This is a genomic window from Agromyces sp. CF514 (assembly GCF_900113185.1).
In the GTDB taxonomy this organism is placed as follows: Bacteria; Actinomycetota; Actinomycetes; order Actinomycetales; family Microbacteriaceae; genus Agromyces.
This window is the reverse complement of record NZ_FOZD01000002.1, coordinates 889,619-913,173: the sequence shown is the minus strand read 5'-3', so window position 1 is coordinate 913,173 and position 23,555 is coordinate 889,619. Positions and strand designations below refer to the sequence as shown.

Sequence of the window (23,555 nt, the reverse complement as noted above, 5' to 3'; positions counted from 1 at the left end):
GACCTCGGTGCCTGTTCGGGTGCGGTCGCGGCTCGATGCCGGCGGCATCCGGTCTGCTCATTCTAGGTCGCGAGCCGCCCGTCGAGGGTGGGGCGTCGACGCCCGAGGCCGGGGGATGCCGGCGGCCGCCGGAGACCGGTGACGAAGACGGGTCTCAGGATGCCGCGGGCGAGTCGAGTGCGCCCTCGGCCGCCGTGGTGTCGGGGCGGACGACCTCGAGCACGTCGACGACGAGCACCGTCACGTTGTCACGGCCGCCGTTGCCGAGCGCGGCGTCGAGGAGGTGCTCCGCGACGCGTTCGACGGAACGGTCGGCGACGAGGAAGTGGCGGATCCCGTACGACGTGAGCTCCTTCGTCAGCCCGTCGGAGCACACCAGCAGTCGCATGCCGGGCTCGACGGCGATCGCACGGTAGTCGGGGATCGGGGACTCGTGGAAGCCGACGGCCCGCGTGATCACGTTCGAATGCGGATGCGTGTCGGCCTCGTCGCGGGTGATCTGGCCGGCGTCGACGAGTTCCTGCACGATCGAGTGGTCGACGGTGAGCTGCTCGAGCACGCCGCCGACGAGTCGGTACACCCGGGAGTCGCCGATGTTGAAGACGATCCACGCCGGTTCGTCGGAGATGAGTCCGAGCGCGACGCCGGTCACGGTCGTGCCACTGCCCTCGTCGGTCACGCCGGTGCCGCGGTGCATGTCCTGCACGGCCAGCCGGAGCGACTGGTCGATGTCGGCGGTGCCGACGACCGTCTTGCCGCCGTGCTCGGCGAGCCTGGTCACGACGGCCGCACTCGCGAAATCGCCCGCCGCGTGGCCGCCCATGCCGTCGGCGACCGCGAAGAGCGGTGCCTGTGCGACGAAGCTGTCCTCGTTGACCTGCCTGCGATGTCCGGTGTCGGTCACGGCGGCCCACGCGAGGGTGATCCGCGTGCCGTCTGGCAGCACGATCAGATGACGGGAGTTGCCGTTTCCGATCTGAGTCACGAGTGGGGCCTGTCGGTTCGGGTCGGGCGAACGGTGTCGTCGCTGGCGGGGAGGACCTCGATGATCGTATCGTCTCCGAGGTCGAGGAAGCAGCCCGGTCCGACGACGATGGATTCCCCCGCTCTCATGCGCCGCGCACCGGTCGGGGTTCTGAGCACGGTCCCGTTGGTCGACCGGAGATCGGTCGCGACGAGGCGGGCACCTTCGACGCGGAGCTCGAGATGGGTACCCGAGACGACCCCCGTCGCCGAACGCACGGGCACGAGTTCCGGCGCGTTCGCTGCGGACGAGGGAGCCCTGGGGGCGAGCGGTCGCCGTCCGATCAGGATGGGCACCGTGACCGTGCGCACGTCCTCCGATCCGATCCGCACACGCGGCGCAGCACCCGGAGCGAAGGGTGCCGGGTCTGCGGCGAGCGCGTCGCCCTCGGGTCCGGCTGAGGCGTCCGCCACCGTGTCGTCGAGCCGGCGCTCGTCGGTGCGGGTGCCGTGCGTGTCCTCGGTCGTCGCCCCGCCGCGCTCGGGTTCCGGCGCGCGCCCGGTCTGCGGTCCGCGCTCGTGCGGCGACCAGACCACGTCCGTCGCCCGGAAGGAGGTGCGCGCCGGAGCAGTCGGCTCGGCGGCATCGCTGCGGCGACGCAACGGGGCATCCGCTGCGGTGATCCGGATGCCGGTGACGTCGCGGAACTCTGCGAGATGCCAGGGCCGGATGCCGCGCGCGTCGAACCGACGGGATCCACCCGGGGAGTCGAGATCGACGACGGCCTCGCCACGCACGACGGCCGTGACCGTGGCGCCCTCGGACGTCGTAGCGGCGGCGCCGCCATCGGCGGCCACGGCCGCGATGACCTCGTTCGCGACGTGCGGCCACCACACGACGGCGAACCCCTGATCGACGCCGTCTGCCGAGGCGGCGACGCCCGGGATCGCCTGGACGAGCTGCTCGATGGCGACGTCGGCGTCGGCGGTGATCGCGGTCAGTGCGGTGAGGGCGGAACCATCGGCCGGCGCGGCGAGCACGGCGATGAACCGGTCGCCGACGACGACGTCCCAGTCGGATGCTCCGACTCTGGATGCACTCGTCACGGTTCCGGCGACCATGTGATCAGTCTGCACCAGACCAGGTGGATCGATCGCGTTCGGCGGCCGCGAGATGAGTGCCCCCTCGGGCGCGTTTTGATGGGAATCCGTTGCAAACCGGACGATTTTCAACGGAATCCCTTGCTCAAGGGGACTCACACTGACACAATCGGTCGCATGACGAACACGGCACGAACGGCTTCGGCGCGGCCGGTGCACCTCGATGAGGTCTCGAAGGCCATCATCGAGCAGCTGCAGGCCGACGGTCGGCGGTCGTACGCCGACATCGGCAAGGCCGTCGGCCTCTCTGAGGCGGCCGTGCGCCAGCGCGTCCAGCGCCTGACGGAATCCGGCGTGATGCAGATCGTGGCGGTGACCGACCCGATGCAACTCGGGTTCACACGACAGGCGATGATCGGCATCCGGGCCTCCGGCGACACGCGCGAGCTCGCGGCGAGCCTCGCCGAACTGGCCGAGATCGACTACGTCGTGCTCACGGCCGGCAGTTTCGACGTGCTCGCGGAGGTGGTGTGCGAGAACGACGACGAACTCATCACGCTGCTGAACTCGCGCATCCGCAACCTGCCGGGGGTGCGCTCGACCGAGACGTTCGTCTACCTCAAACTCCAGAAGCAGTTCTACAACTGGGGCACTCGCTAGAAGGGATCGATCATGACCGATCGTGTACGGGACAACGCCACGCTGCAGCAGATGGCGAACGACCACCTGTGGATGCACTTCGCCAGGCAGTCGACGCTGCACTCCTCCGGGGTGCCGATCATCACGAGGGGCGAGGGCCACCACGTGTTCGACATCGAGGGGCGCAAGTACTTCGACGGGCTCGCCGGCCTCTTCACGGTCAACGCGGGCCACGGCCGCAAGCGCCTCGCCGAGGTGGCCGCCCGCCAGGCCGAGGAACTCGCGTTCTTCCCGATCTGGTCGTACGCGCACCCGGCCGCCATCGAGCTCGCCGACCGCCTCGCCGGCGAGGCACCCGGCGACCTGAACCGCGTGTTCTTCTCGACCGGCGGCGGCGAGGCGGTCGAGACCGCCTTCAAGCTGGCCAAGTACTACTGGAAGCTGCAGGGTCGCCCCACCAAGCACAAGGTGATCTCGCGCTCCGTCGCGTACCACGGCACTCCGCAGGGCGCCCTGGCCATCACGGGCATCCCGGCGATCAAGGAGATGTTCGAGCCGGTCACCCCCGGCGGCTTCCGCGTGCCGAACACGAACTTCTACCGCGCGGCGGAGATGGGCGCTCCGGCCGACGACATCGAGGCCTTCGGCATCTGGGCCGCGAACCGCATCGAGGAGCAGATCCTCTTCGAGGGTCCCGAGACCGTGGCGGCCGTCTTCCTCGAGCCGGTCCAGAACTCGGGCGGCTGCTTCCCGCCCCCTCCCGGATACTTCACGCGCGTTCGCGAGATCTGCGACCAGTACGACGTGCTGCTGGTCTCCGACGAGGTCATCTGCGCCTTCGGTCGCATCGGCCACACCTTCGCGTGCGACGCCTACGGATACGTGCCCGACATGATCACGTGCGCCAAGGCCATGACCTCGGGATACGCGCCGATCGGTGCGACGATCATCTCCGAGAAGCTCTACGAGCCGTTCTCGAAGGGCGAGACCTCGTTCTACCACGGCTACACCTTCGGCGGGCACCCGGTGTCCGCGGCCGTGGCGCTCGAGAACCTCGACATCTTCGAGGAGGAGGGACTGAACGAGCGCGTCCGCGAGAACTCGCCCCTCTTCCGCGCAGAGCTCGAGAAGCTGCTCGACCTGCCGATCGTCGGCGACGTGCGCGGCGACGGATACTTCTTCGGCATCGAGCTCGTGAAGGACAAGTCGACCAAGGAGACGTTCAACGACGACGAGGCCGAGCGGCTGCTCCGCGGGTTCCTCTCGAAGGCGCTCTTCGATGCCGGCCTGTACTGCCGCGCCGACGATCGCGGCGACCCCGTGATCCAGCTCGCACCGCCGCTGACCATCGGCCCCGCCGAGTTCCAGGAGATCGAGCAGATCCTGCGCGGCGTGCTCACCGAGGCGTCGACGAAGATCTGACGTCGCTCCGTCCTGCCGCTGCGACGACCGTCGCGGCGGCAGGACCCCGTCGGCCGGGCTCACGACCCGCCGTGCGAGCCGTGGTGCTCATCGCGCGCGGTGGCGCGGGCGAACGCCCACTCGGGCAGTGCGCCCGTTCCGATGTACCCGTTCAGCAGGTTCGCCATCGAGTGAGCCGGGTCGATCGCGAGCGCCGCGTCGAGCAGGGCGCCGGCGACCGAGCCCCGACCGAGCGACCAGGCGAGCCAGGCCGCCATGCAGAGCGGCCCCGGTCGCGCCTCCTCCGGCGCGTGGGCGACGGCCGCGCGCAACTCGTCGATGCCGCGCTCGACCCGTGCCGTTTCGGGCCGCAGCATCGAATGCCCCATGATCAGCCTCGCGAGCACGTCGATGCCGGGATGCTCGACGTCAACGTCGACGTCGAGATCGCGGCGGTCCGCAGATTCCGACGCGGCATCCGGCACGTCGAGTGCGAGCTCGCCCAGCATGCGGCCGAACGCGATCTGCAGCATCATCGCGTCGCGGAACGGCGCCCGCCCGGCGAGGTGCAGCAACCACGCGAGTCGACGGGGGTCGAGCGCGCGTCGCCTCGGCCGTCCGACCAGTGTCTCGACGAACGCGACCGGATCCCCGTCGCGTGCGAGTCCGGAGATCGCGCCCTCCACCCGGTGCAGGTCCCCGAACTCCTCGAGGATCTCGGCGACGCGCCTCGCGCGTGCCGCATCCGCCGGCGGGAGGTCGGCCCAGCCCGTCCCGGCCGCGGGTCGGTCGCCCTCCGGGACTCCGCGCAACGCACCACTCGATTCCACGAGTGCGAGCGGATGTCCCGCGGCCGGCGCTTCCTCGTCGAACAGCGAGCTCCAGGCATCGGCGGCCTGGCACAGCGCATCTCGCACGAGGAAGCCGGCCCGCCCGGCACGCGCGACGACGAGTTCGAGCAGGTCTCGCCGCGGCATCCGCCCGCGCTCGTCGAACCGCTCGGCGGTGTAGACCACCGGCACGACGGCATCGACGTCGGGGATCCGGCAGATGGTGCCGATCACGGTGGAGACGAGCCGCTCATGGTCGGCCCGGGCATCAGGGAGGTCGTGGCGGAGCACGCCGACGCTGCGGTTGCCCGCGAAGGCGACGCAGACGAGCGAGTGCTCCGGCACGAAACCCGCGAGCACGGGGACGAGGGCGAGGAAGTCGTGCGCTGCGGTCGCGCGGATGATGGCGGTCATGCGCTGAGCCTCGAGCACGATCCACTCGTCGGCGGTGCCCGCATTCGACCGGCCCGACGGTCGGCACCGGGGTCGAAGGTGTCGAGGAGCAGTCGGCCGGTGCTCCTCGACGGGAGGCGCGCACACGGATCTCTCCCCATGTCCGATTCCCGCGAGTCGATGTCGGATGCCGCGGCTACGCTCGAACCATGACCGAACGATTCCTGGCACGACTCGACAGCCCCATCGGCCGCATCGAGCTCCTCGCAGACGACGACGCCGTCACCTCGCTCACCATCGAGCGCGACGCCGCGCTCCCCCACGACGGAGACCCCGAGCAGCGCAACGCCGTGCTCGAGACGGCCGTGGCGCAGCTCGTCGAGTACTTCGCCGGCGCACGCACCGACTTCGACGTGCCCGTTCGCCTCCACGGCACCGCGTTCCAGCAGGCAGTCTGGGCACGCCTGCAGCAGTTGCAGTGGGGCGACGCCACCTCGTACGGCGCCCTCGCCGAAGCCGTCGGCAAGCCGGGCTCGGCGCGTGCGATCGGTGGAGCGGTCGGCGCGAATCCCGTGCCGATCATCGTCGGGTGCCATCGGGTGCTCGCCTCAGACGGGCGCATCACGGGTTACTCCGGCGGCGAAGGCGTGCCCACCAAGCTCTGGCTCCTCGGACACGAGCACATCGGCTTCGCCGCGTGAGCGTGATTCCGCGTCCGGAGCTGATCCGCGGCGTCGACGACCTCGTGCGCTGCGGCTGGAGCGGCAACGACGCCGAGTACCGCCGCTATCACGACGAGGAATGGGGTTCGCCCCAACACGATCCCGTCCGCCTCTTCGAGAAGGTCTGTCTCGAGGGGTTCCAGGCCGGGCTCTCCTGGATCACGATCCTCAGGCGCCGGCCCGCGTTCCGAGAGGTCTTCCACGGTTTCGACGTCGAACGCGTCGCAGCGATGGGCGAGCCCGACGTCGTGCGACTGCTCGGCGACGAGCGCATCATCAGGCACCGCGGCAAGATCGAGGCGACGATCCAGAACGCACGCGCGACCCTCGAACTCGACGAACCGATCGAGCAGCTGATCTGGTCATTCGCCCCGACCGAGCGCGACGCTCAGCCGACCTCGTTCGCCGAGGTGCCGGCAGTCACTGCCGAATCGACGGCGCTCAGCACAGAGCTCCGCAGGCGCGGTTTCCGATTCGTGGGCCCGACCACGATGTACGCGCTCATGCAGGCTGCCGGACTCGTCGACGATCACCTGGCCGGATGCTTCCGCGCTCCGGCGAGCGTGCCGACCGCGACCGCGCAGGCGAGCTGACCGCCGGCGTTCGCGAGCCGAGGCGCATAGCGCCATCGGGCCGAAGACCAAGACCAAGACCAAGACCAAGACCAAGACCAGCGTCAGGGCCAGGGCCACGGCCAGCGTCAGGCGACGAGGTCGAGTTCGGCAGGGCCGCGCCCGCCGGCCGCGCCGACCGAGAGTTCGAAGCCCTCTGCGGCAGCCCAAGACAGCAGATCTTCGACCGAGCCGAGCACCGGGCGGGTCTCGAGCACTCGCCGGGTGAAGTGCCCCTTGGCATGCTTGTTGAAATGGTTGAGCGCCCGCCGACGCCCACCTTCGCCGACTGCCACGACGCGCACGAACACGCTCGCCTCATGCACCGGAGCGGGTCCGAGTTCGGCGTACGCCTCAGATCGCAGGTCGATGATCAGCCCGTCGTGCGCGGCGATGCGCTCGGAGATGGCGTCACGCCAGAAGCGCTTCAACGCGAAGCCCGGCACCCGCGAATCGTGGGAGAGCCGGTACGCGGGAATCGGGTCCATGCCACCGACCAGGCCGAAGAGCGCCGAATGCACGAACACCGTGTCGGCTGCGAACGCGCGGGCTTCGGGGTCGAGGGTTGGCGCGTCGAGCGCGTCGAAGAGCACCCCGGTGAATCGATCGAGCGCCGGCATCGTGGCCGACGACCAGAGCATGCGGTTGTGCTCGACCTCGGAGGCCAGGCGCGGGCCGAGCTTGAGGGCCCGCATCGCCTCCGCCTCGTCGCTGCTCAGCTCCACGAGCCCATGAGCGAGCCGGGCACGCAGAGGCTCGAGGTCCGCGAACGCGAGCGACGACAGGTCGAGAGGCGTTCCGTCGCCGCCCGCGCGCTTCGTCTCGGAAGGCGGCAGGAGGATCAACATCTACGAAGCGAGGAACGCGAGCGTCGCGTCGACGTTGGAGCCGAGCGATTCGATGCTGTCGATCGTCACACGCGGCAGAGCCGACGACGGTCCCGTCCACGCGGCGTAGCCCTCGAGGCTCTGCTCGACCGCGCGCCAGGTCGTCTCCTCGAGATGCGGCAGGTTGCGTTCCCGCTTGGCCAGCCGTGAGCGGTGGAGCTCCTCGTCGGAGCAGACGACCTCGACGACGCGCAGGCGAACCTCGGCGCGGACCGCGAGGTCGCGCCACTGCAGGCGCGCCGCCTCTCCCGCGTTCACCGCGTCGACGATGACCGTACGACCGGAGAGGAGTTCCTTCTCGGCGATCTCCTCGGCCACGAGATATGCCGCGAGCCCCGTGGGCTCGTCGGCGTCGATGCCGGCCCTCAGGATCGCGGACTCGATCGGGTCGACCGACACGACGGTCGCCCCGAGCCGGGCGCCGACGATCTCAGCGATCGTCGACTTCCCGGCTCCGGGCAGACCCGCCATGACGACGAGTTGGGTGATCGACAGTTCTCCGAACTGTCGATCCAGCGGCTGCTCCCCCTGCATCCGCTGAACCCTCAGGCCAGTTCGGCGCGCGAGGCGACGATCTGGACGGTGTTCGACTGCACCGAGAGGAAGCCGTCTTCAGCATTCGCGGTGATCTTCTCACCGTCGGGCAGGGAGACCCGAACCTCGCCGGCCGCCAGGACCGCGAGCATCGGCTCGTGGCCCGGCAGGATGCCGATCTGGCCCTCGACGGTGCGAGCGACGACCATGGACGCCTCGCCCGACCAGATCTCCCGGTCGGCCGAGACGACGCTCACGTTGAGTGCGGCCATGTTCAGCCGTTCTCCTTCTGGATGCGAGCCCACTGCTCTTCGACGTCGGAGATACCGCCGACGTTGAAGAAGGCCTGCTCGGCGACGTGGTCGAAGTCACCGCGGGCGATCGCGTCGAACGACTCGATCGTCTCCTTGAGCGGAACCGTCGAGCCCTCGACACCCGTGAACTTCTTGGCCATGTAGGTGTTCTGCGAGAGGAACTGCTGGATCCGGCGCGCGCGGGCCACCGTGATCTTGTCTTCCTCGGAGAGCTCGTCGACACCGAGGATGGCGATGATCTCCTGGAGTTCCTTGTTCTTCTGCAGGATCTGCTTGACCGTGGTCGCGACGCGGTAGTGGTCGGCGCCCAGGTAACGGGGGTCCATGATCCGCGACGTCGAGGTCAGCGGGTCGATGGCCGGGTACAGACCCTTGGATGCGATCTCACGCGAGAGCTCGGTGGTCGCATCGAGGTGGGCGAACGTGGTCGCCGGAGCCGGGTCGGTGTAGTCGTCGGCCGGCACGTAGATCGCCTGCAGCGAGGTGATCGAGTGGCCGCGCGTCGAGGTGATGCGCTCCTGGAGGATGCCCATCTCGTCGGCGAGGTTCGGCTGGTAGCCCACCGCGGACGGCATGCGGCCGAGCAGCGTGGAGACCTCGGAACCGGCCTGCGTGAAGCGGAAGATGTTGTCGATGAAGAGCAGCACGTCCTGCTTCTGCACGTCGCGGAAGTACTCCGCCATCGTGAGCGCGGAGAGGGCGACGCGCAGACGCGTTCCCGGCGGCTCGTCCATCTGGCCGAAGACGAGGGCGGTCTTGTCGAAGACGCCCGCCTCCTCCATCTCGTGGATGAGGTCGTTGCCCTCACGGGTGCGCTCGCCGACACCGGCGAACACCGACACACCACCGTGGTCCTGCGCGACGCGCTGGATCATCTCCTGGATGAGAACGGTCTTGCCGACACCGGCACCACCGAACAGGCCGATCTTTCCACCCTGCACGTAGGGGGTGAGGAGGTCGATCGACTTGATGCCGGTCTCGAAGAGCTGCGTCTTCGACTCGAGCTGGTCGAATGCCGGGGGCTTGCGGTGGATCGGCCAGCGCTCGGTGATCTCGAGCTCCTCGCCGGGCTCGCCGTTCAGCACCTCGCCGATGACGTTGAAGACCTTGCCCTTGGTGACGTCGCCGACGGGAACCGAGATGGCCTCGCCGGTGTCGGTGACCTCCTGGCCGCGGACGAGGCCGTCGGTGGGCTTCAGTGCGATGGCACGGACGAGATCGTCGCCGAGGTGCTGTGCGACCTCGAGCGTCAGGACCGTGCTCTGGTCACCGATCGTGACGGTGGTCTTCAGCGCGTTGTAGATCTCGGGGATCGAGTCGTGCGGGAACTCGATGTCGACGACGGGGCCGGTGACGCGTGCGATGCGCCCGACGGCGCCGGCGGCACGCTCGGCGACCGGCGCGGTTGCGGTGTCAGTCATTCTGCTCTCTCTTTTCTGAGTTGCTACTTGGCGGCGACGAGCGCGTCGGCGCCGCCCACGATCTCGGAGATCTGCTGCGTGATCTCGGCCTGGCGTGCGTTGTTCGCAAGGCGGGTGTAGTCGGTGATGAGCTTGTCGGCATTGTCGCTCGCCGACTTCATCGCCTTCTGGGTCGCCGCGTGCTTGGCAGCGGACGACTGCAGCAGCGCGTTGAAGATGCGGCTCTCGATGTAGACCGGAAGCAGCGCGTCGAGCACCGTCTCGGCATCGGGCTCGAACTCGTACAGCGGCTCGATCTGCGCGTTCGCCTCGGCGACGCCCTCGACGACCTCGAGCGGCAGGAGCCGCACGACCGAGGGCGTCTGGGTCATCATGCTGACGAACCGGTTGTACACCACGAAGATCTCGTCGACGCCGCCGTCGGAGGCTTCACGGAGGAACGCCTCGAGCACTGCGTCGGAGATCTCCTTCGCGAGCTCGAAGTCGGGGTTCTCCGAACTGCCCACCCACTGCTGCTCGAATTCGCGACGACGGAAGGCGAAGTACCCGACCGCCTTGCGCCCGACGAGGAAGTAGCTGACTTCCTTGCCCTCCGAGCGGAGCAGCTCGCTGAGCTGCTCCGCTTCGCGGAGCACCTGCGAGTTGAACGCGCCGGCGAGGCCGCGGTCGGACGTGAGGATCACGACGGCGGCGCGTTCGATGCGCTCGGGCTCGGTGGTCAGCACGTGGTCGACGTTCGAGTGCGTCGCGACCGCCGAGACGGCACGCGTGATGGCTCGCGAATACGGCGACGACGCGGCCACACGAGCCTGCGCCTTCTGGATGCGCGAGGCGGCGATGAGCTCCATCGCCTTCGTGATCTTCTTCGTCGTCTGGGCAGACTTGATCTTCTGCCGGTAGACCCGAAGTTGCGCTCCCATGTCTCTCCTGTAGTCCTAGAGTCGATCGATCAGTCGTGTCGAGGCGCTCAGCGCTTCGACTTGACGACCTGCTCCTGGTTGACGGATTCAGCGTCGATCGGCTCGAACTGCTCGGAGCCGACGGATGCGAGCGGCTTGCCCTCGCCCGTCTGGAACTCGAGCTTGAACTTGTCGACCGACGACTCGAGGGTCGACACGGTCTCGTCGGAGAGCACGTTCGTCTCACGCAGGTCGGTCAGCACCGAGGTGTTGCGGCCGAGGTAGTCGAGCAGCTCGCGCTCGAAGCGCAGGATGTCCTCGACGGGCACCTCGTCGAGCTTGCCGTTCGTACCGGCCCAGATCGAGACGACCTGCTCTTCGACGGGGTACGGCGAGTACTGCGGCTGCTTGAGCAGCTCGGTCAGACGAGCACCACGGGCGAGCTGACGACGGCTCGCCGCGTCGAGGTCGGATGCGAACATCGCGAACGCCTCGAGCGAGCGGTACTGGGCGAGCTCGAGCTTCAGCGTGCCGGAGACCTTCTTGATCGACTTGACCTGCGCGTCGCCACCGACTCGCGAGACCGAGATGCCGACGTCGACCGCGGGACGCTGGTTGGCGTTGAACAGGTCGGACTGGAGGAAGATCTGGCCGTCGGTGATCGAGATCACGTTGGTCGGGATGTACGCCGAGACGTCGTTCGCCTTGGTCTCGATGATCGGCAGGCCGGTCATCGAGCCGGCGCCGAGCTCGTCGGACAGCTTCGCGCAACGCTCGAGCAGACGGGAGTGCAGGTAGAAGACGTCACCGGGGTACGCCTCGCGTCCCGGCGGACGACGGAGGAGGAGCGACACGGCACGGTAGGCCTCGGCCTGCTTCGACAGGTCGTCGAAGATGATGAGGACGTGCTTGGAGTCGTACATCCAGTGCTGGCCGATGGCCGAACCGGTGTACGGCGCGAGGTACTTGAAGCCTGCGGGGTCGGAGGCCGGAGCCGCGACGATCGTGGTGTACTCCATGGCACCGGCGTCTTCGAGCGCGCCCTTCACCGAAGCGATGGTCGAGCCCTTCTGGCCGATCGCGACGTAGATGCAGCGAACCTGCTTGTTGACGTCGCCGGACTCCCAGTTGGCCTTCTGGTTGATGATCGTGTCGATCGCGATCGCCGTCTTGCCGGTCTGGCGGTCGCCGATGATCAGCTGACGCTGGCCGCGGCCGACGGGGATCATGGCGTCGATCGCCTTGATACCGGTCTGGAGCGGCTCGTGGACCGACTTGCGCTGCATGACACCGGGAGCCTGGAGCTCGAGGGCGCGGCGGCCCTCGATGCCCGTGATCTCGCCGAGACCGTCGATCGGGTTGCCGAGGGGGTCGACGACACGGCCGAGGTAGCCCTCGCCGACGGGAACCGAGAGGACCTCGCCCGTGCGGGTCACCTCCATGCCCGCTTCGATGCCGGTGAACTCGCCGAGGACGACGACGCCGATCACGTCTTCCTCGAGGTTCAGCGCGAGACCCAGCGTGCCGTCCGCGAAGCGGATGAGCTCGTTGGCCATGACCGAGGGCAGTCCCTCGACGTGCGCGATGCCGTCGGCGGCATCGGTGACGTATCCGACCTCGGTCTTCTGCGCCGTGCCCGGCTCGTAGGCCGCGGCGAACTCCGTGAGAGCCGTGCGGATCTCATCGGGGCTGATGGAGAGTTCTGCCATTGTCTTTTCCTTTTCTGTACCGGTTGTACAGCTACTGGTGTGTCGCGGCGCGGGACGCCGGTCGTTGTCGTCCGGCGTCAGCCGGCAAGCTTCTGCCTCAGCGAGCTGAGGCGAGAGGCGACGCTGCCGTCGATGACGTCGTCGCCGATCTGCACGCGGACCCCACCGAGCACGGCGGGATCGACGATGGTGTCGAATCGGATGCGGCGACCCGCCTTGACGGCGAGTCCCTGCTCGAGTCGCGCCAGCTGAGCGGCGCTCAGCGACACGGCGGTCGTGACCGTCGCGACCTCGAATCCGCGCTGGTCGGCGATCACGCCGGCAGCGGCGCGAAGCATCGCACCGATGCGGCGACCGCGAGGCGAGAGCACCAGGTGGCGAACCACGACGAGCGTGGCCGGGTCGGCCTTGCCCGAGCCGAGCAGCCGCTCGACGAGACGCGCCTTGGCGTCGTTCGCTCCGAGCTTGGAACCGAGCGAGAGCTCGAGTTCCGCGTCGGAGGCGACGGCGCGTTCGAACGTGAACAGCTCGTCGTCGAGATCGACGCCTTCGCCCGCGGCATCGGCTGCGACCCGGAGGCCCAGTTCCTCGACGCCGTCGAGGAAGTCGGCCTGGCTCGACCACCGCTGCGATGCCGCGGCGGTGAGCAGCGACACCGCACCGGGCACGATGCGACCGCCGAACACCCCGGCGACCAGCGCGCTCTTCTGCGCGTCATCGGCTTCGGTGTCGGTGAGCGCGGTGCGCAGGTGGCCGGAACCGGCGATGAGTCGAACCGCGGCGAGGAGGTCCTCGGCGACCGACATGTCGGCCCGGCCCGACGACGCGAGCCCGGCCCGCGAGGCGGCCAGGGCCTCTCTCGTAGCGCTACCCATGGGTTACTTCGTCTCCCCTGCGGCGGCCTGCTCGGACGCCTCGAGGTCGGCGAGGAACCGGTCGACCACGGCCTGGGCCTTCTGGTCGTCGGTCAGCGACTCGCCGATGACGCCGGATGCCAGGTCGATCGCGATGGTGCCGACCTCGGAGCGGAGCGACACGAGCGCGGACTGGCGCTCGGCTTCGATCTGCGCCTGCGCGCTCGCGGTGACGCGAGCCGCCTCGGAGATCGCGGTGTCCTTGGCTTCGGCGACGATCTTCTTGCCGTCTTCACGAGCGGTCTCGCGGATCTGACCGGCCTCGGCGCGCGCGTCGGCGAGCTGGGCGGTGTACTCCTCGAGAGCGGCCTCGGCCTTGCGCTGGGCCTCGTCGGCCTTCGCGATGTTGCCCTCGATGGCCTCTCCGCGCTCATCGAGCATCTTCTGGACGCGCGGCAGCACGTACTTCCAGAAGAAGATGAGGATGATGATGAAGCAGACCGACGACCAGAGGATGTCGTAACCCTCGGGGATGACCGGGCTGTGGGTCTCGCCACCCTCGGTTGCAGCGCTCAGTACTGCATGAAGCACGTTGGCCTCCTCAGTTGCGACGGGTGGATCAGACGAAGATGAAGTAGGTCGCGATACCGATGAAGGCGAGCGCCTCGGTGAAGGCGATACCGATCCACATCAGGACCTGGAGGCGACCGGCGAGCTCGGGCTGGCGAGCCACGCCCTCGATGGTCTTGCCGACGACGATGCCCACGCCGATGGCCGGGCCGATGGCTGCGAGGCCGTAGCCGACCGTCGCGATGTTGCCGTTGATCTCAGCGAGAACGGTGGTTGCGTCCACGTTGGGTTTCCTTTCCTAGGGATGTATCTGGGCGGGTGCCCGGGCTCAGTGCTCTTCTGCGACCGCGAGCTGGATGTAGACCGCGGTGAGGAGTGCGAAGACGTATGCCTGCAGTACTGCGACGAGGATCTCGAACAGCGTGAACGCGAACCCGAAGGCCAGGGTTCCGGCACCGAGGAGAGTCCACCAGCCGCCCATCGTGAAGACGAAGAACTGCGTGGCTGCGAAGAAGAGCACGAGCAGGAGGTGACCGACGATCATGTTCATCATGAGTCGCAGGGTCAGCGTGATCGGGCGGATCACGAACGTCGAGATGAGCTCGATCGGCGTGACGATGATGTACACCGGCCACGGAACACCCGAGGGGAAGAGGGAGTTCTTGAAGAAGTTCTTGGGGCTCTTCTTGACGCCCGCGTAGATGAAGGTCACGTAGGCGACGATCGCGAGGACCAGCGGCACGCCGATGACGGAGGTGCCGGCGATGTTCAGGAACGGGATGATGCCCGTGATGTTCATGAACAGGATCATGAAGAACATCGTCGTGAGGATCGGCAGGAACCGCTTGCCGTCCTTCTTGCCGAGGAGGTCTTCGGCGATGTTGACGCGCACCACGTCGAGACCCATCTCGACGAGGCTCTGGAATCGGCCGGGCACCACGCGCAGACGGCGCGTGCCGAGCCAGAAGACCAGGAGCAGTGCGACGACCGCGACGAAGCGGACGAGCATGATGCGGTTGATCTCGAAGGCAGTGCCTTCGAAGAGGAGCGCTCCAGGGAAGAATTCGTCGATCGACGGCCCGTGGAATTCACCATCGTTGGTTGAAAGGGGAACCAGAAGGCTCAGAGCGTTAGCTAGCAGCGCTATCTCCTGTTTCGGGGCGTGGAGCTCTGCTCTCGCGACGACGAACATCGGAACGGTTCAACGCACATGCCGAAGCAGGCGTTCACCGGGGGGATCTCCATTACTCTAGCAAGACTTCGGGCATCGGACGAATCGCCGAGCGAGTCTGAGCCGAGTTTTTCGACAAGACGTCGAAATTCAGTCCTCGTGGGGCGCGGGCGGCAGTTCGACGTCGCTCACGTGCGGCATCCGGGACTTCGTGATGACCACGACGTCGACGATGAGCGAGGCCAGCACGCCGATCACGAGGCTGAGGAACAGCACGGTCGTGTCGAGCCACGCGGCATCCCGCAGCAGCACGACGAGCACGATGAAGACGATGAACTTGAGGAGCCACCCGCCGAGCACGATGCCGAAGAACGCACCGACGAAGAGGTCGCTCGACGCGAAGCGGTTCGCGATCAGGATCGTCGCCGCGGTGATGCCCATGAACACGACCGCCATCGCGGTGCCGATGAGCGCGCCGACGAGCCCCTCGCCGCCCGCGAGGATCCAGCCGAGCACGCCGCTCACGACGAGCAGCGCGGCGGCCACGATGCCGCCCCAGACGAGGGCCTGGCGCAGGACGGGGTTCGAGGTCGGGGTGTTGTCGGGTCGTGCGTCGTTCATCAGGCTCCAGTCGTGGGTCGCCCGATTCTACCTATGCGTTCTGGGCCGGAGCCGGGCCGCCGTCGGAGCCGCCCGCGCCGGCTGCCGCCTCGCCTTCGGCTTCGCCCGTCGCCGGCTCGTCGGCGACGGCCTCGTCGCTCGAACGGTCGGCCGCGGCATCCGCCGCGCCCGCGACCTGCACCGCGCCGCCCTCGAGCTCGTCGAGGTGCGGTGCGACCGGCGCGTACGTCGTGGCCTCGGCCGCGACGGTCAGGCGCTTGCGCCGGCCGAGCGGCGCGAGCGTGACGATCGCGCACGCCACGAACCCGACGCCGAGGAGCAGGAAGGCCCAGCGCGCGCTGATGCCGAAGTACACCGGGAACACGTAGGTGAGGAGGCATCCGATCGACGCGACCGCGGTCCAGCCGTAGAAGATGAGCACCGCGTTCAGGTGCGAATGGCCCATGTCGAGCAGGCGGTGGTGGAGGTGCTTGCGGTCTGCCGCGAACGGCGACTTGCCCGCGCGGAGGCGCCTCACGACCGCGAGGCCGAAGTCGAGCAGCGGGATGAGCAGCACGATCACGGGGAGGATGATCGGGATGAAGGCGGCGAAGAGCTGGTTGAAGCCGACGCCTGCGGGGTTCAGCTGTCCGGTGACCGCGATGGCCGAGGTCGCCATGAGGAGGCCGACGAGCAGCGCGCCCGCATCGCCCATGAACAGCTTCGCCGGCCGCCAGTTGAGCGGCAGGAATCCGGCGCAGGCGCCGACCAGGATGATCGCGATCATCGACGCGAGGTTGAAGTAGTTCGTCGGCGAGGTCTGCTGCACGAGCAGGTACGTGTAGACGAAGAACACGCCGTTGGCGATGAGCGAGACGCCCGCGACGAGGCCGTCGAGGCCGTCGATGAAGTTGACCGCGTTCATCACGAGCACGATCACGAACACCGTCAGGGTCGCGAACATCCACGACGAGCCGACCAGGATGCCGCCGATGGGCAGCGAGACGATCGACACGCCCTGCCAGGCGATGAGGCCCGCGGCGATGAACTGCCCGGCGAGCTTCGTGGTCCAGTCGAGGTCCCAGATGTCATCGGCGACGCCGATGAGCACGATGAGCAGCGCCGCGCCGAGGATGGCGAGCACCTGCGTCGGGTCCTGGAAGATGATCGCGACGTTCGCGAACCGCGTCGGACCGAGGCTCGAGACGAACCACGCCGCGCCGAACGCCACGAGGATGCCCACGAACATCGCGATGCCGCCGAGCCTCGGCGTCGGGCGGGTGTGCACGTCGCGCTCGCGGATCTTGGGATAGAGCCGGTACTTCAGGCTCAGCTTCCAGACGACGTAGGACCCGACGAGGGTCACGAGCGCGGCGACGATCGCGAGCGCGAGGAACAGGGTCATGAGGCGGCGGCGCCCGTGGAGTCGTCGGATGCCGCGGACGGCACGTCGGCGTCGGCGGATGCGGCCGACGCGACGTCTGCCGGCGCGGCCGCCGGCCCGCCCTCGGCCGGCTCGACCGCCGGAGCCGCGAGCGCCGGAGCAGCGACCGCGTCGGGCGCGAGCAGCTCGTCGCCGACGACCGCGGCGATGCGCTCGCGCGAGATCACGCCCGCGCGCACGATGCGGATCGTGCCGGTGCCGCCCGTGAGCCCGGTCGCGTCGATGATCGTGGAGCTCGTGTCGCCGGGGCGCTCGCCGATCGCGTCGTAGTCGGCGCCCGCCGAGCCCCCGTCGAGGTAGACGGCGACCGATTCGCCGAGCATGTCGGCGGCCTCGGCGGCGGTCGTGGCTGCGGGCAGGCCGCTCAGGTTCGCCGAGGAGACCGCGAGCGGGCCGGTCTCGGCGAGCAGTTCGAGCGCGATGCGGCTGTCGGGCATGCGCAGGGCGACCGTGCCGCGGGTCTCGCCGAGATCCCAGGTGAGGGAGGGCTGGGCGTTCAGGATGACGGTGAGCCCGCCCGGCCAGAACTCGCCGACCAACTGCCGCACCGGCTCGGGCACCTCGCTCGCGAGCGCGTCGAGCGTGGGGATGCCGGGGATCAGCACCGGCGGCGGCGACGTGCGCTCGCGCCCCTTCGCCTCGAGCAGTCGCGTGACCGCGGCCGGGTCGAACGCGTCGGCGGCGACGCCGTAGACCGTGTCGGTCGGGATCACGACGAGCTGGCCTCGGCCGATCGCCCCGCGCGCGAGACGGAGGCCGGTGAGCAGCTGGGATTCGACCGAACAGTCGTAGATGGCAGTCATGACCGCTCGATTCTAGACCAGCCGGCAGGGCGGCTCGGGGCCGTCCCCGCCCACGCGCTGCGGATGCCGCGAGCCGCGCCCGGCCCGCGGCATCCGTCGTTCCGATCGCCCTGGGGATCGGAGGTCAGCGGCGACCCGACTTGCGCGCGAACAGCCATGCGCCCCAGGCCATCGCGACCACGATGATCACGACGCACCAGCCGAGCGCCCACCATCCCTGGTCTCCGATCGGCGCGTCGGTGAGCAGGGCGCGGATCGTCTCGATGACCGGGGTGATCGGCTGGTGCTCCGCGATGGGCTGCAGCCACTCGGGCATCGTGGAGACGGGCACGAAGGCGCTCGAGACGTACGGCAGGAACAGCAGGATGAACCCGTAGCCGCTCGCCGCCTCCGGCGTGCCGGCCGCGAGGCCGATCGCGGCGAACAGCGACGTGATCGCGAGGATGTACAGGGCGACGACGGCGAACACGCCGACCCATTCGACGGGCGTGGCGGTCGGGCTGAAGCCCACGAGCAGGCCGACGCAGATCACGACGGCCGTCGCGACGAGGTTGCGGGCGAGGCTCGCGACGACATGGCCGGTGAGCACGGCCCCGCTGCGGATCGGCATCGTGCGGAACCGGTCGATGACGCCCGTCGTCATGTCGCGCGACACGGACACGGCCGTCGACGAGGCTCCGAAGCCGGCGCAGAGCAGGATGATGCCCGGCACGACGTAGTCGACGTAGCCGCCGGTCGGGTCGATGGCGTTGCCGAAGATCCAGGTGAACATCAGCATCAGCATCACCGGGAGCATGACGGCCATGAGCATCGACTCGACGTCGCGCACCGAGTGCCGGAAGCTGCGGCCGATGAACACCGACTCCGCGGTGAGGGCTCCGATGCGCGGGCGCGCGGCGATCGGGGTGGGCTCGAGGGCGGGGGCGCTCGGGCCCGGGGTGCCGAGATCGGTCGTGGTCATGGTGCTCACTTCACTTCCTGGAGTTCGGTACGGCGGCGGCCGTCTTGGGCAGGGTCCTCGATGGCGGATGCCGCGTCGCGGCCGGTGATGGCGAGGAACACGTCGTCGAGGCTGGGGCGCCTGATCGAGACCGTCGCCCCGGCCGCCGCCGACGCCGGGAGGCGGTCGACCTGCTCGACCGCGGCGCGGAGACCGTGCACGGTGCCGTCGGTGGGCAGCTCGGCCAGCAGGGTGCCCGCGGCGTCGCGCAGTTCGACGACCTCTCCCCCGATCCTGGCCTTGAGCTCGTCGGCGGTGCCCTCCGCCGCGATCCGGCCGCGATCGATCACGGCGACACGGTCGGCGAGGCGGTCGGCCTCCTCGAGGTACTGCGTCGTGAGGAACACGGTGGCCCCGTCGTCGGCGAGCGATCGGATGACGGACCACAACTCCTGCCTGCTGCGCGTGTCGAGTCCGGTGGTCGGCTCGTCGAGGAAGATCACCGGCACCGGCACGACGAGGCTGAGCGCGAGGTCGAGGCGTCGCCGCATGCCGCCCGAGTAGGTGCCGACGCGGCGGCCCGCGGCATCCGCGAGGTCGAAACGCTCGAGGAGCTCGGCCGCGCGGACCCGCGCGCCCCGTGCGGACAGACCCGAGAGCCGGCCGAGCATGACGAGGTTCTCGGTGCCCGTGAGCACCTCGTCGACCGCGGCCGACTGCCCGGTGAGGCTGATGCGGCGGCGTACCTCGTCTGGCCGCGAGCGCACGTCGTGGCCGGCGACCGAGGCGGTGCCCTCGTCGGGTCGCACGAGCGTCGTGAGGATGTTGATGGTCGTGGTCTTGCCTGCCCCGTTGGGCCCGAGCAGGGCGAAGATCGTGCCCGCCTGGACGGCGAGGTCGAGGCCTTCGAGCACCTCGGTGCGACCGAAGCGCTTGCGGAGCCCGCGAGCGTCGATGGCGAGTGGCATGGTGTCTCCGATCGTCTGGCCTGCGACGCGGTTCTGCGTGCGACGCAAACTGTTTATGGCATACATGGTTGTTTTAGTAATACACAGTTCTAGACTGTCGTCAACACCGAGCGAACGGATGTCCATGGCCGAACCGGGTCCCGAGCAGCGACCAGACCCCGAACTCCCCCGCGGCATCGCGCTCGCGTGGGGCGTCGCAGCCCACCCGCAGCGGGGGCCGAAACGCGAGCTCTCGATCGAGCGCATCGTCGAGGTCGCCATCGAGATCGCCGACTCGGAGGGCCTCGGCGCGGTCTCGATGAGCCGGGTCGCGTCGACGCTCGGCTTCACGACCATGTCGCTGTACCGGTACGTGACGAGCAAGGACGACCTCGTGCTGCTCATGCAGGAGGCCGCGAGCGAGCTGCCGGTGCCCGACGCGAGCCTCGAACGCGGATGGCGCGACGGCGTCACCGCATGGGTGCTCGGCATCAGGGCCGGCTACCAGCGGCATCCGTGGCTCGTCGACATCCCCGTCTCCGGCGCGCCGCTCACGCCGAACTCGCTCATGATCGTCGACTGGTTCCTGCGGGAGGTGCGGGACCTGCCGCTCGATGACGGCGAGAAGATGGCGACGTTGCTGCTCTGCACGAGCTACGCGCGCGCCACGAGCGCCCAGGATCGGGACATCGCGGCCGCGGCGGCCGCCGGCGCCATCGCGGAGGCGACGGGCGAGCAGTCGCTCAGCGCGCTCATGGAGCTCGTCACGCCCGAGCGGTTCCCCGACCTCGCGCCGCTCTTCCAGGCCGGTTCGTACGCCGAGCCGAGCGGTGCCGACGACCCGGCGCCCGACTCCGCGCCCGACTTCGTGTTCGGCCTCTCACGCATCCTCGACGGCATCGAGACGTACGTCGAGCGGCACGGCGGCGAGGGCAGGCCCGATGGGGCGGATGCCGCGGCAGCCGACTCGGCCATGCTCGCCCTCGACCCCCCGCGCGATCCCGAGGTGCGCGAGGCGGCGAAGGCCAGGCGCGAAGCCGAGAAGGGCGTGCGCGAGGCCGAGAAGGTGCTGCGCGAGGCGCAGAAGCGCGAACGAGAGGCCGTCAAGCGCGCGAGGGAGCGGTCCGAGCGTGCCCACGAGCGAGAGGCCCGCGAGCAGGAGCGCGCCCAGCGTCGAGGCTGAGCCGACGGATGCCGCGCAGCCGTCGACCGTCGCGTCAGCGCTTCGCCGCGTCAGCGATTCGCCGCGTCAGCGCGTCGCCGTCGTCGCCCGATCGCGCCCCGTCAGGTCGCGGTGGTGCGAGATCGCCCGCCAGCCGTCGGCGCGCAGCAGTTCCGCGATCGCCGCGGACTGCGTCTCGAAGTGCTCGAACACGAGCGTGCCGCCCGGGTGCAGCAGAGCGAACGCGCGCACCGACAGCGCCCGGATCACGTCGAGCCCGTCGTCGCCGCCGTAGAGCGCGACCTCGGGATCGTGCACGAGCACCTCGACGTCGTGCGGCAGCTCGGCCGCCGGAACGTAGGGCGGATTCGACACCACCACCGAGACCCGGCCGTCGAGCTCGGGCAGTGCATCGGCGAGGTCGCCCACGACCAGGTCGACATCGGCCCCGACCTCGTCGATGTTGCGCCGCGCCCAGGCCGCCGCCTCGGGCGAGAGTTCGACCGCGTGCACGCGTGCGTGCGGCACCTCGGTCGCGAGCGCCAGCGCGAGCGCCCCGCTGCCCGTGCCGAGATCCACCGCGATCGGCGCCTCGGCCGGCACCGCCCGCAGCGCGTCGATCGCGAGCTGCGCGACCACCTCGGTCTCGGGACGGGGCACGAGCACGCCCGGACCCACGAGCAGGTCGAGCAGCCGGAACGGCGCCCGCCCCGTGATGTGCTGCAACGGCTCCCGCGCGGCGCGGCGCTCGACGAGCGCGGCCAGCTCCGCGGCATCCGCCTCGCCCAGTTCGCCGCCCATGATGAGGCGCGCCTGCACGCCGCCTCGCGAGAGCCCGAGCACGTGCCCCATCAGCAGCTCGGCGTCGACCTCGGCGTCGGGCACGCCCGCCGCCTGCAGTCGGGCGACGACCGCCTCGCGAACGCCCCGGGCCGAACGGTCCTCGGCGGGCTGCGGCATCCGTTCATCCATGAAATGGAATGTAATGCACGTGACCCCGGAGAACCCCCGCCCTAGGCTTGGCGACGGCGTCCGCCGACGCACCCACACCCGAGAGGAAGCCCACCCATGGCCCAGATCTTCGACAACATCACCGAGGCCTTCGGTCGCACCCCGCTCGTGCGCCTGAACCGCGTCACCGAGGGTGCAGGCGCCACCGTGCTCGGCAAGCTCGAGTTCTACAACCCCTCCGCGAGCGTCAAGGACCGCCTCGGCATCGCCATCGTCGACGCCGCGGAGGCGTCGGGCGAGCTCGCCGCCGGCGGCACCATCGTCGAGGGCACCAGCGGAAACACCGGCATCGCCCTCGCCATGGTCGGCGCGGCGCGCGGCTACAAGGTCATCCTCGCGATGCCCGAGACCATGTCGGCCGAGCGCAAGGCGCTCCTCAAGGCCTACGGCGCGCAGCTCGTGCTCACGCCCGGCTCCGAGGGCATGAAGGGCGCCGTCGCACGCGCCGAGCAGATCGCCGCCGAGACCCCCGGCGCGGTGCTCGCCAAGCAGTTCGCGAACCAGGCCAACGTCGAGATCCACCGTCGAACGACCGCCGAGGAGATCTGGGCCGACACCGACGGCGGCGTCGACATCTTCATCTCCGGCATCGGCACGGGCGGCACCATCTCGGGCGTCGGCCAGGTGCTCAAGGATCGCAAGCCCGAGGTGCAGGTCATCGGCGTCGAGCCCGAGGAGTCCCCCATCCTGAACGGCGGCGCCCCCGGACCCCACAAGATCCAGGGCATCGGCGCGAACTTCGTGCCCGAGATCCTCGACCGCGAGGTCTACGACGAGATCTTCGACGTCAACATCGACCAGGCCGTCGCCACCGCGCGCCTGCTCGGCACCGAAGAGGGCATCCTCGGCGGCATCTCGTCCGGCGCCACCGTCTACGCCGCGATCCAGGTCGCGAAGCGCCCCGAGAACGCCGGCAAGACCATCGTCGTGATCCTCGCGAGCTACGGTGAGCGCTACCTGTCGACCGTGCTGTACGAAGGTCTGCTTGACTGATCGGGTGAGCATCTTCTCCCGACTGAGAGAAGACCTCGCGACCGCTCGTGTGCACGACCCAGCCGCACGCAGCGATCTCGAGGTCTTCTTCGTGTACTCGGGCCTGCACGCGGTGTGGGCCTCACGACTGACCAACCGGCTCTGGGTCGCCGGATTCCGGTTCCCGGCCCGGGTGATCTCGCAGCTCACGCGCTTTCTCACCGGCATCGAGATCCACCCCGGCGCGACCATCGGCCGACGCTTCTTCATCGACCACGGCATGGGCGTCGTGATCGGCGAGACCGCGATCATCGGCGACGACTGCATGCTGTACCACGGCGTCACGCTCGGCGGCAAGGCGCCCCGTCACACCGCGCCGGGCACGAAGCGGCATCCGACGCTCGGCGACGGCGTCACGGTCGGGGCGGGCGCCAAGGTGCTCGGCGACATCACGATCGGCGAGTGGAGCGCGGTCGGCGCCAACGCGGTCGTCACGCGCAGCGCTCCCCCGCACTCGCTGCTCGTCGGCGTTCCCGCCGTGCCGCGCCCGCTGAGCGCCGCCGCGGCCGACTCGTCGCGCGGCGTGCACGACTGGCACATCTGAGCGCGCCCGGGCCATCCCGGCGGAGGAGCATCGCGCGACAGGAGGTCGCGCTC

General features: G+C 69.3%; 26 protein-coding genes. 7 read left to right on the top strand and 19 right to left on the bottom strand.

Features of this window, described 5'->3' with window-relative positions:
• Positions 1–154: 154 nt before the first annotated feature.
• On the bottom strand, positions 155–985 hold the full coding sequence (locus BM342_RS16965; RefSeq protein ID WP_092968226.1) for a PP2C family protein-serine/threonine phosphatase: 831 nt from the start codon (positions 983–985) through the stop codon (positions 155–157).
• Complete coding sequence (locus tag BM342_RS16960) at positions 982–2,085, bottom strand: FHA domain-containing protein (RefSeq protein ID WP_092968224.1); 1,104 nt, start codon at positions 2,083–2,085, stop codon at positions 982–984. Before BM342_RS16960 ends, BM342_RS16965 begins: the two co-directional genes overlap by 4 nt.
• A 156-nt stretch (positions 2,086–2,241) precedes the next feature.
• Between BM342_RS16960 and BM342_RS16955 the strand changes: the two genes are divergently transcribed.
• Complete coding sequence (locus BM342_RS16955; protein WP_092968222.1) at positions 2,242–2,724, top strand: Lrp/AsnC family transcriptional regulator; 483 nt, start codon at positions 2,242–2,244, stop codon at positions 2,722–2,724.
• A gap of 12 nt (positions 2,725–2,736) precedes the next feature.
• Entirely contained in the window at positions 2,737–4,125 is a 1,389-nt protein-coding gene (locus BM342_RS16950) for an aspartate aminotransferase family protein (protein ID WP_092968220.1), read from the top strand.
• Between the two features lie 59 nt (positions 4,126–4,184).
• On the opposite strand, the gene BM342_RS16945 is transcribed toward BM342_RS16950, so the two are convergent.
• Positions 4,185–5,348, bottom strand: a complete 1,164-nt coding sequence (locus BM342_RS16945) for a DUF4192 family protein (RefSeq protein ID WP_143109918.1) — start codon at positions 5,346–5,348, stop codon at positions 4,185–4,187.
• Positions 5,349–5,536: 188 nt separating this feature from the next.
• Here BM342_RS16945 and BM342_RS16940 point away from each other — a divergent pair, with 188 nt between their 5' ends.
• Both BM342_RS16940 and BM342_RS16935 read left to right on the top strand, forming a co-directional pair.
• Positions 5,537–6,028 carry a methylated-DNA--[protein]-cysteine S-methyltransferase gene (locus BM342_RS16940; protein WP_092968216.1) on the top strand — a complete coding sequence of 164 codons (492 nt, stop codon included), beginning with the start codon at positions 5,537–5,539 and terminating at the stop codon, positions 6,026–6,028.
• Between the two features lie 5 nt (positions 6,029–6,033).
• Positions 6,034–6,642 (top strand): DNA-3-methyladenine glycosylase I, encoded by a 609-nt coding sequence (locus BM342_RS16935; protein WP_092968786.1) that lies wholly within the window; start codon positions 6,034–6,036, stop codon positions 6,640–6,642.
• 107 nt (positions 6,643–6,749) lie between these two features.
• Here BM342_RS16935 and BM342_RS16930 read toward each other — a convergent pair whose 3' ends face one another.
• From BM342_RS16930 to BM342_RS16860, 15 genes are all read right to left on the bottom strand, one after another.
• Positions 6,750–7,508, bottom strand: coding sequence for a YaaA family protein (locus tag BM342_RS16930; protein ID WP_092968214.1), 759 nt, complete (start codon positions 7,506–7,508; stop codon positions 6,750–6,752).
• Positions 7,509–8,081 carry a P-loop nucleotide/nucleoside kinase family protein gene (locus tag BM342_RS16925; protein WP_092968212.1) on the bottom strand — a complete coding sequence of 191 codons (573 nt, stop codon included), beginning with the start codon at positions 8,079–8,081 and terminating at the stop codon, positions 7,509–7,511. It abuts the gene before it with no gap.
• A gap of 11 nt (positions 8,082–8,092) precedes the next feature.
• Positions 8,093–8,353, bottom strand: a complete 261-nt coding sequence (locus tag BM342_RS16920; protein WP_092968210.1) for a F0F1 ATP synthase subunit epsilon — start codon at positions 8,351–8,353, stop codon at positions 8,093–8,095.
• A gap of 2 nt (positions 8,354–8,355) precedes the next feature.
• Positions 8,356–9,816, bottom strand: a complete 1,461-nt coding sequence (gene atpD / locus BM342_RS16915; protein ID WP_092968208.1) for a F0F1 ATP synthase subunit beta — start codon at positions 9,814–9,816, stop codon at positions 8,356–8,358.
• A gap of 23 nt (positions 9,817–9,839) precedes the next feature.
• Entirely contained in the window at positions 9,840–10,736 is an 897-nt protein-coding gene (locus BM342_RS16910; protein ID WP_092968206.1) for a F0F1 ATP synthase subunit gamma, read from the bottom strand.
• 47 nt (positions 10,737–10,783) lie between these two features.
• Positions 10,784–12,424: a F0F1 ATP synthase subunit alpha gene (atpA, locus tag BM342_RS16905; protein ID WP_092968204.1), complete on the bottom strand. Its 1,641-nt coding sequence runs from the start codon at positions 12,422–12,424 to the stop codon at positions 10,784–10,786.
• Positions 12,425–12,501: 77 nt separating this feature from the next.
• Entirely contained in the window at positions 12,502–13,299 is a 798-nt protein-coding gene (locus tag BM342_RS16900) for a F0F1 ATP synthase subunit delta (protein ID WP_092968202.1), read from the bottom strand.
• A gap of 3 nt (positions 13,300–13,302) precedes the next feature.
• A complete protein-coding gene (locus BM342_RS16895) occupies positions 13,303–13,869 on the bottom strand; it encodes a F0F1 ATP synthase subunit B (protein WP_092968200.1) in 567 nt (188 codons plus the stop codon).
• Positions 13,870–13,897: 28 nt separating this feature from the next.
• On the bottom strand, positions 13,898–14,131 hold the full coding sequence (gene atpE, locus BM342_RS16890; protein ID WP_022888426.1) for an ATP synthase F0 subunit C: 234 nt from the start codon (positions 14,129–14,131) through the stop codon (positions 13,898–13,900).
• Between the two features lie 45 nt (positions 14,132–14,176).
• Positions 14,177–14,974, bottom strand: coding sequence for a F0F1 ATP synthase subunit A (gene atpB / locus BM342_RS16885; protein ID WP_092968784.1), 798 nt, complete (start codon positions 14,972–14,974; stop codon positions 14,177–14,179).
• Between the two features lie 195 nt (positions 14,975–15,169).
• Positions 15,170–15,640, bottom strand: a complete 471-nt coding sequence (locus tag BM342_RS16880) for a hypothetical protein (protein WP_092968198.1) — start codon at positions 15,638–15,640, stop codon at positions 15,170–15,172.
• A 31-nt stretch (positions 15,641–15,671) separates the two neighbouring features.
• Positions 15,672–17,024 (bottom strand): MraY family glycosyltransferase, encoded by a 1,353-nt coding sequence (locus tag BM342_RS16875; protein ID WP_092968196.1) that lies wholly within the window; start codon positions 17,022–17,024, stop codon positions 15,672–15,674.
• Positions 17,021–17,866, bottom strand: coding sequence for an L-threonylcarbamoyladenylate synthase (locus tag BM342_RS16870; RefSeq protein WP_092968194.1), 846 nt, complete (start codon positions 17,864–17,866; stop codon positions 17,021–17,023). The genes BM342_RS16875 and BM342_RS16870 overlap by 4 nt, the downstream gene beginning before the upstream one ends.
• A gap of 124 nt (positions 17,867–17,990) precedes the next feature.
• Positions 17,991–18,827, bottom strand: coding sequence for an ABC transporter permease (locus tag BM342_RS16865; RefSeq protein ID WP_092968782.1), 837 nt, complete (start codon positions 18,825–18,827; stop codon positions 17,991–17,993).
• A 5-nt stretch (positions 18,828–18,832) separates the two neighbouring features.
• Positions 18,833–19,774, bottom strand: coding sequence for an ATP-binding cassette domain-containing protein (locus tag BM342_RS16860; protein ID WP_092968192.1), 942 nt, complete (start codon positions 19,772–19,774; stop codon positions 18,833–18,835).
• Positions 19,775–19,898: 124 nt separating this feature from the next.
• Between BM342_RS16860 and BM342_RS16855 the strand changes: the two genes are divergently transcribed.
• Positions 19,899–20,936 carry a TetR/AcrR family transcriptional regulator gene (locus tag BM342_RS16855; RefSeq protein ID WP_092968190.1) on the top strand — a complete coding sequence of 346 codons (1,038 nt, stop codon included), beginning with the start codon at positions 19,899–19,901 and terminating at the stop codon, positions 20,934–20,936.
• A gap of 66 nt (positions 20,937–21,002) precedes the next feature.
• Here BM342_RS16855 and prmC read toward each other — a convergent pair whose 3' ends face one another.
• Positions 21,003–21,887 (bottom strand): peptide chain release factor N(5)-glutamine methyltransferase, encoded by an 885-nt coding sequence (gene prmC / locus BM342_RS16850; RefSeq protein WP_369823187.1) that lies wholly within the window; start codon positions 21,885–21,887, stop codon positions 21,003–21,005.
• Between the two features lie 96 nt (positions 21,888–21,983).
• Between prmC and cysK the strand changes: the two genes are divergently transcribed.
• Together cysK and epsC are read left to right on the top strand one after the other, a co-directional pair.
• Positions 21,984–22,919, top strand: a complete 936-nt coding sequence (gene cysK / locus BM342_RS16845; RefSeq protein WP_092968186.1) for a cysteine synthase A — start codon at positions 21,984–21,986, stop codon at positions 22,917–22,919.
• Positions 22,920–22,923: 4 nt separating this feature from the next.
• Entirely contained in the window at positions 22,924–23,502 is a 579-nt protein-coding gene (gene epsC, locus BM342_RS16840; protein WP_092968184.1) for a serine O-acetyltransferase EpsC, read from the top strand.
• Positions 23,503–23,555: the final 53 nt, after the last annotated feature.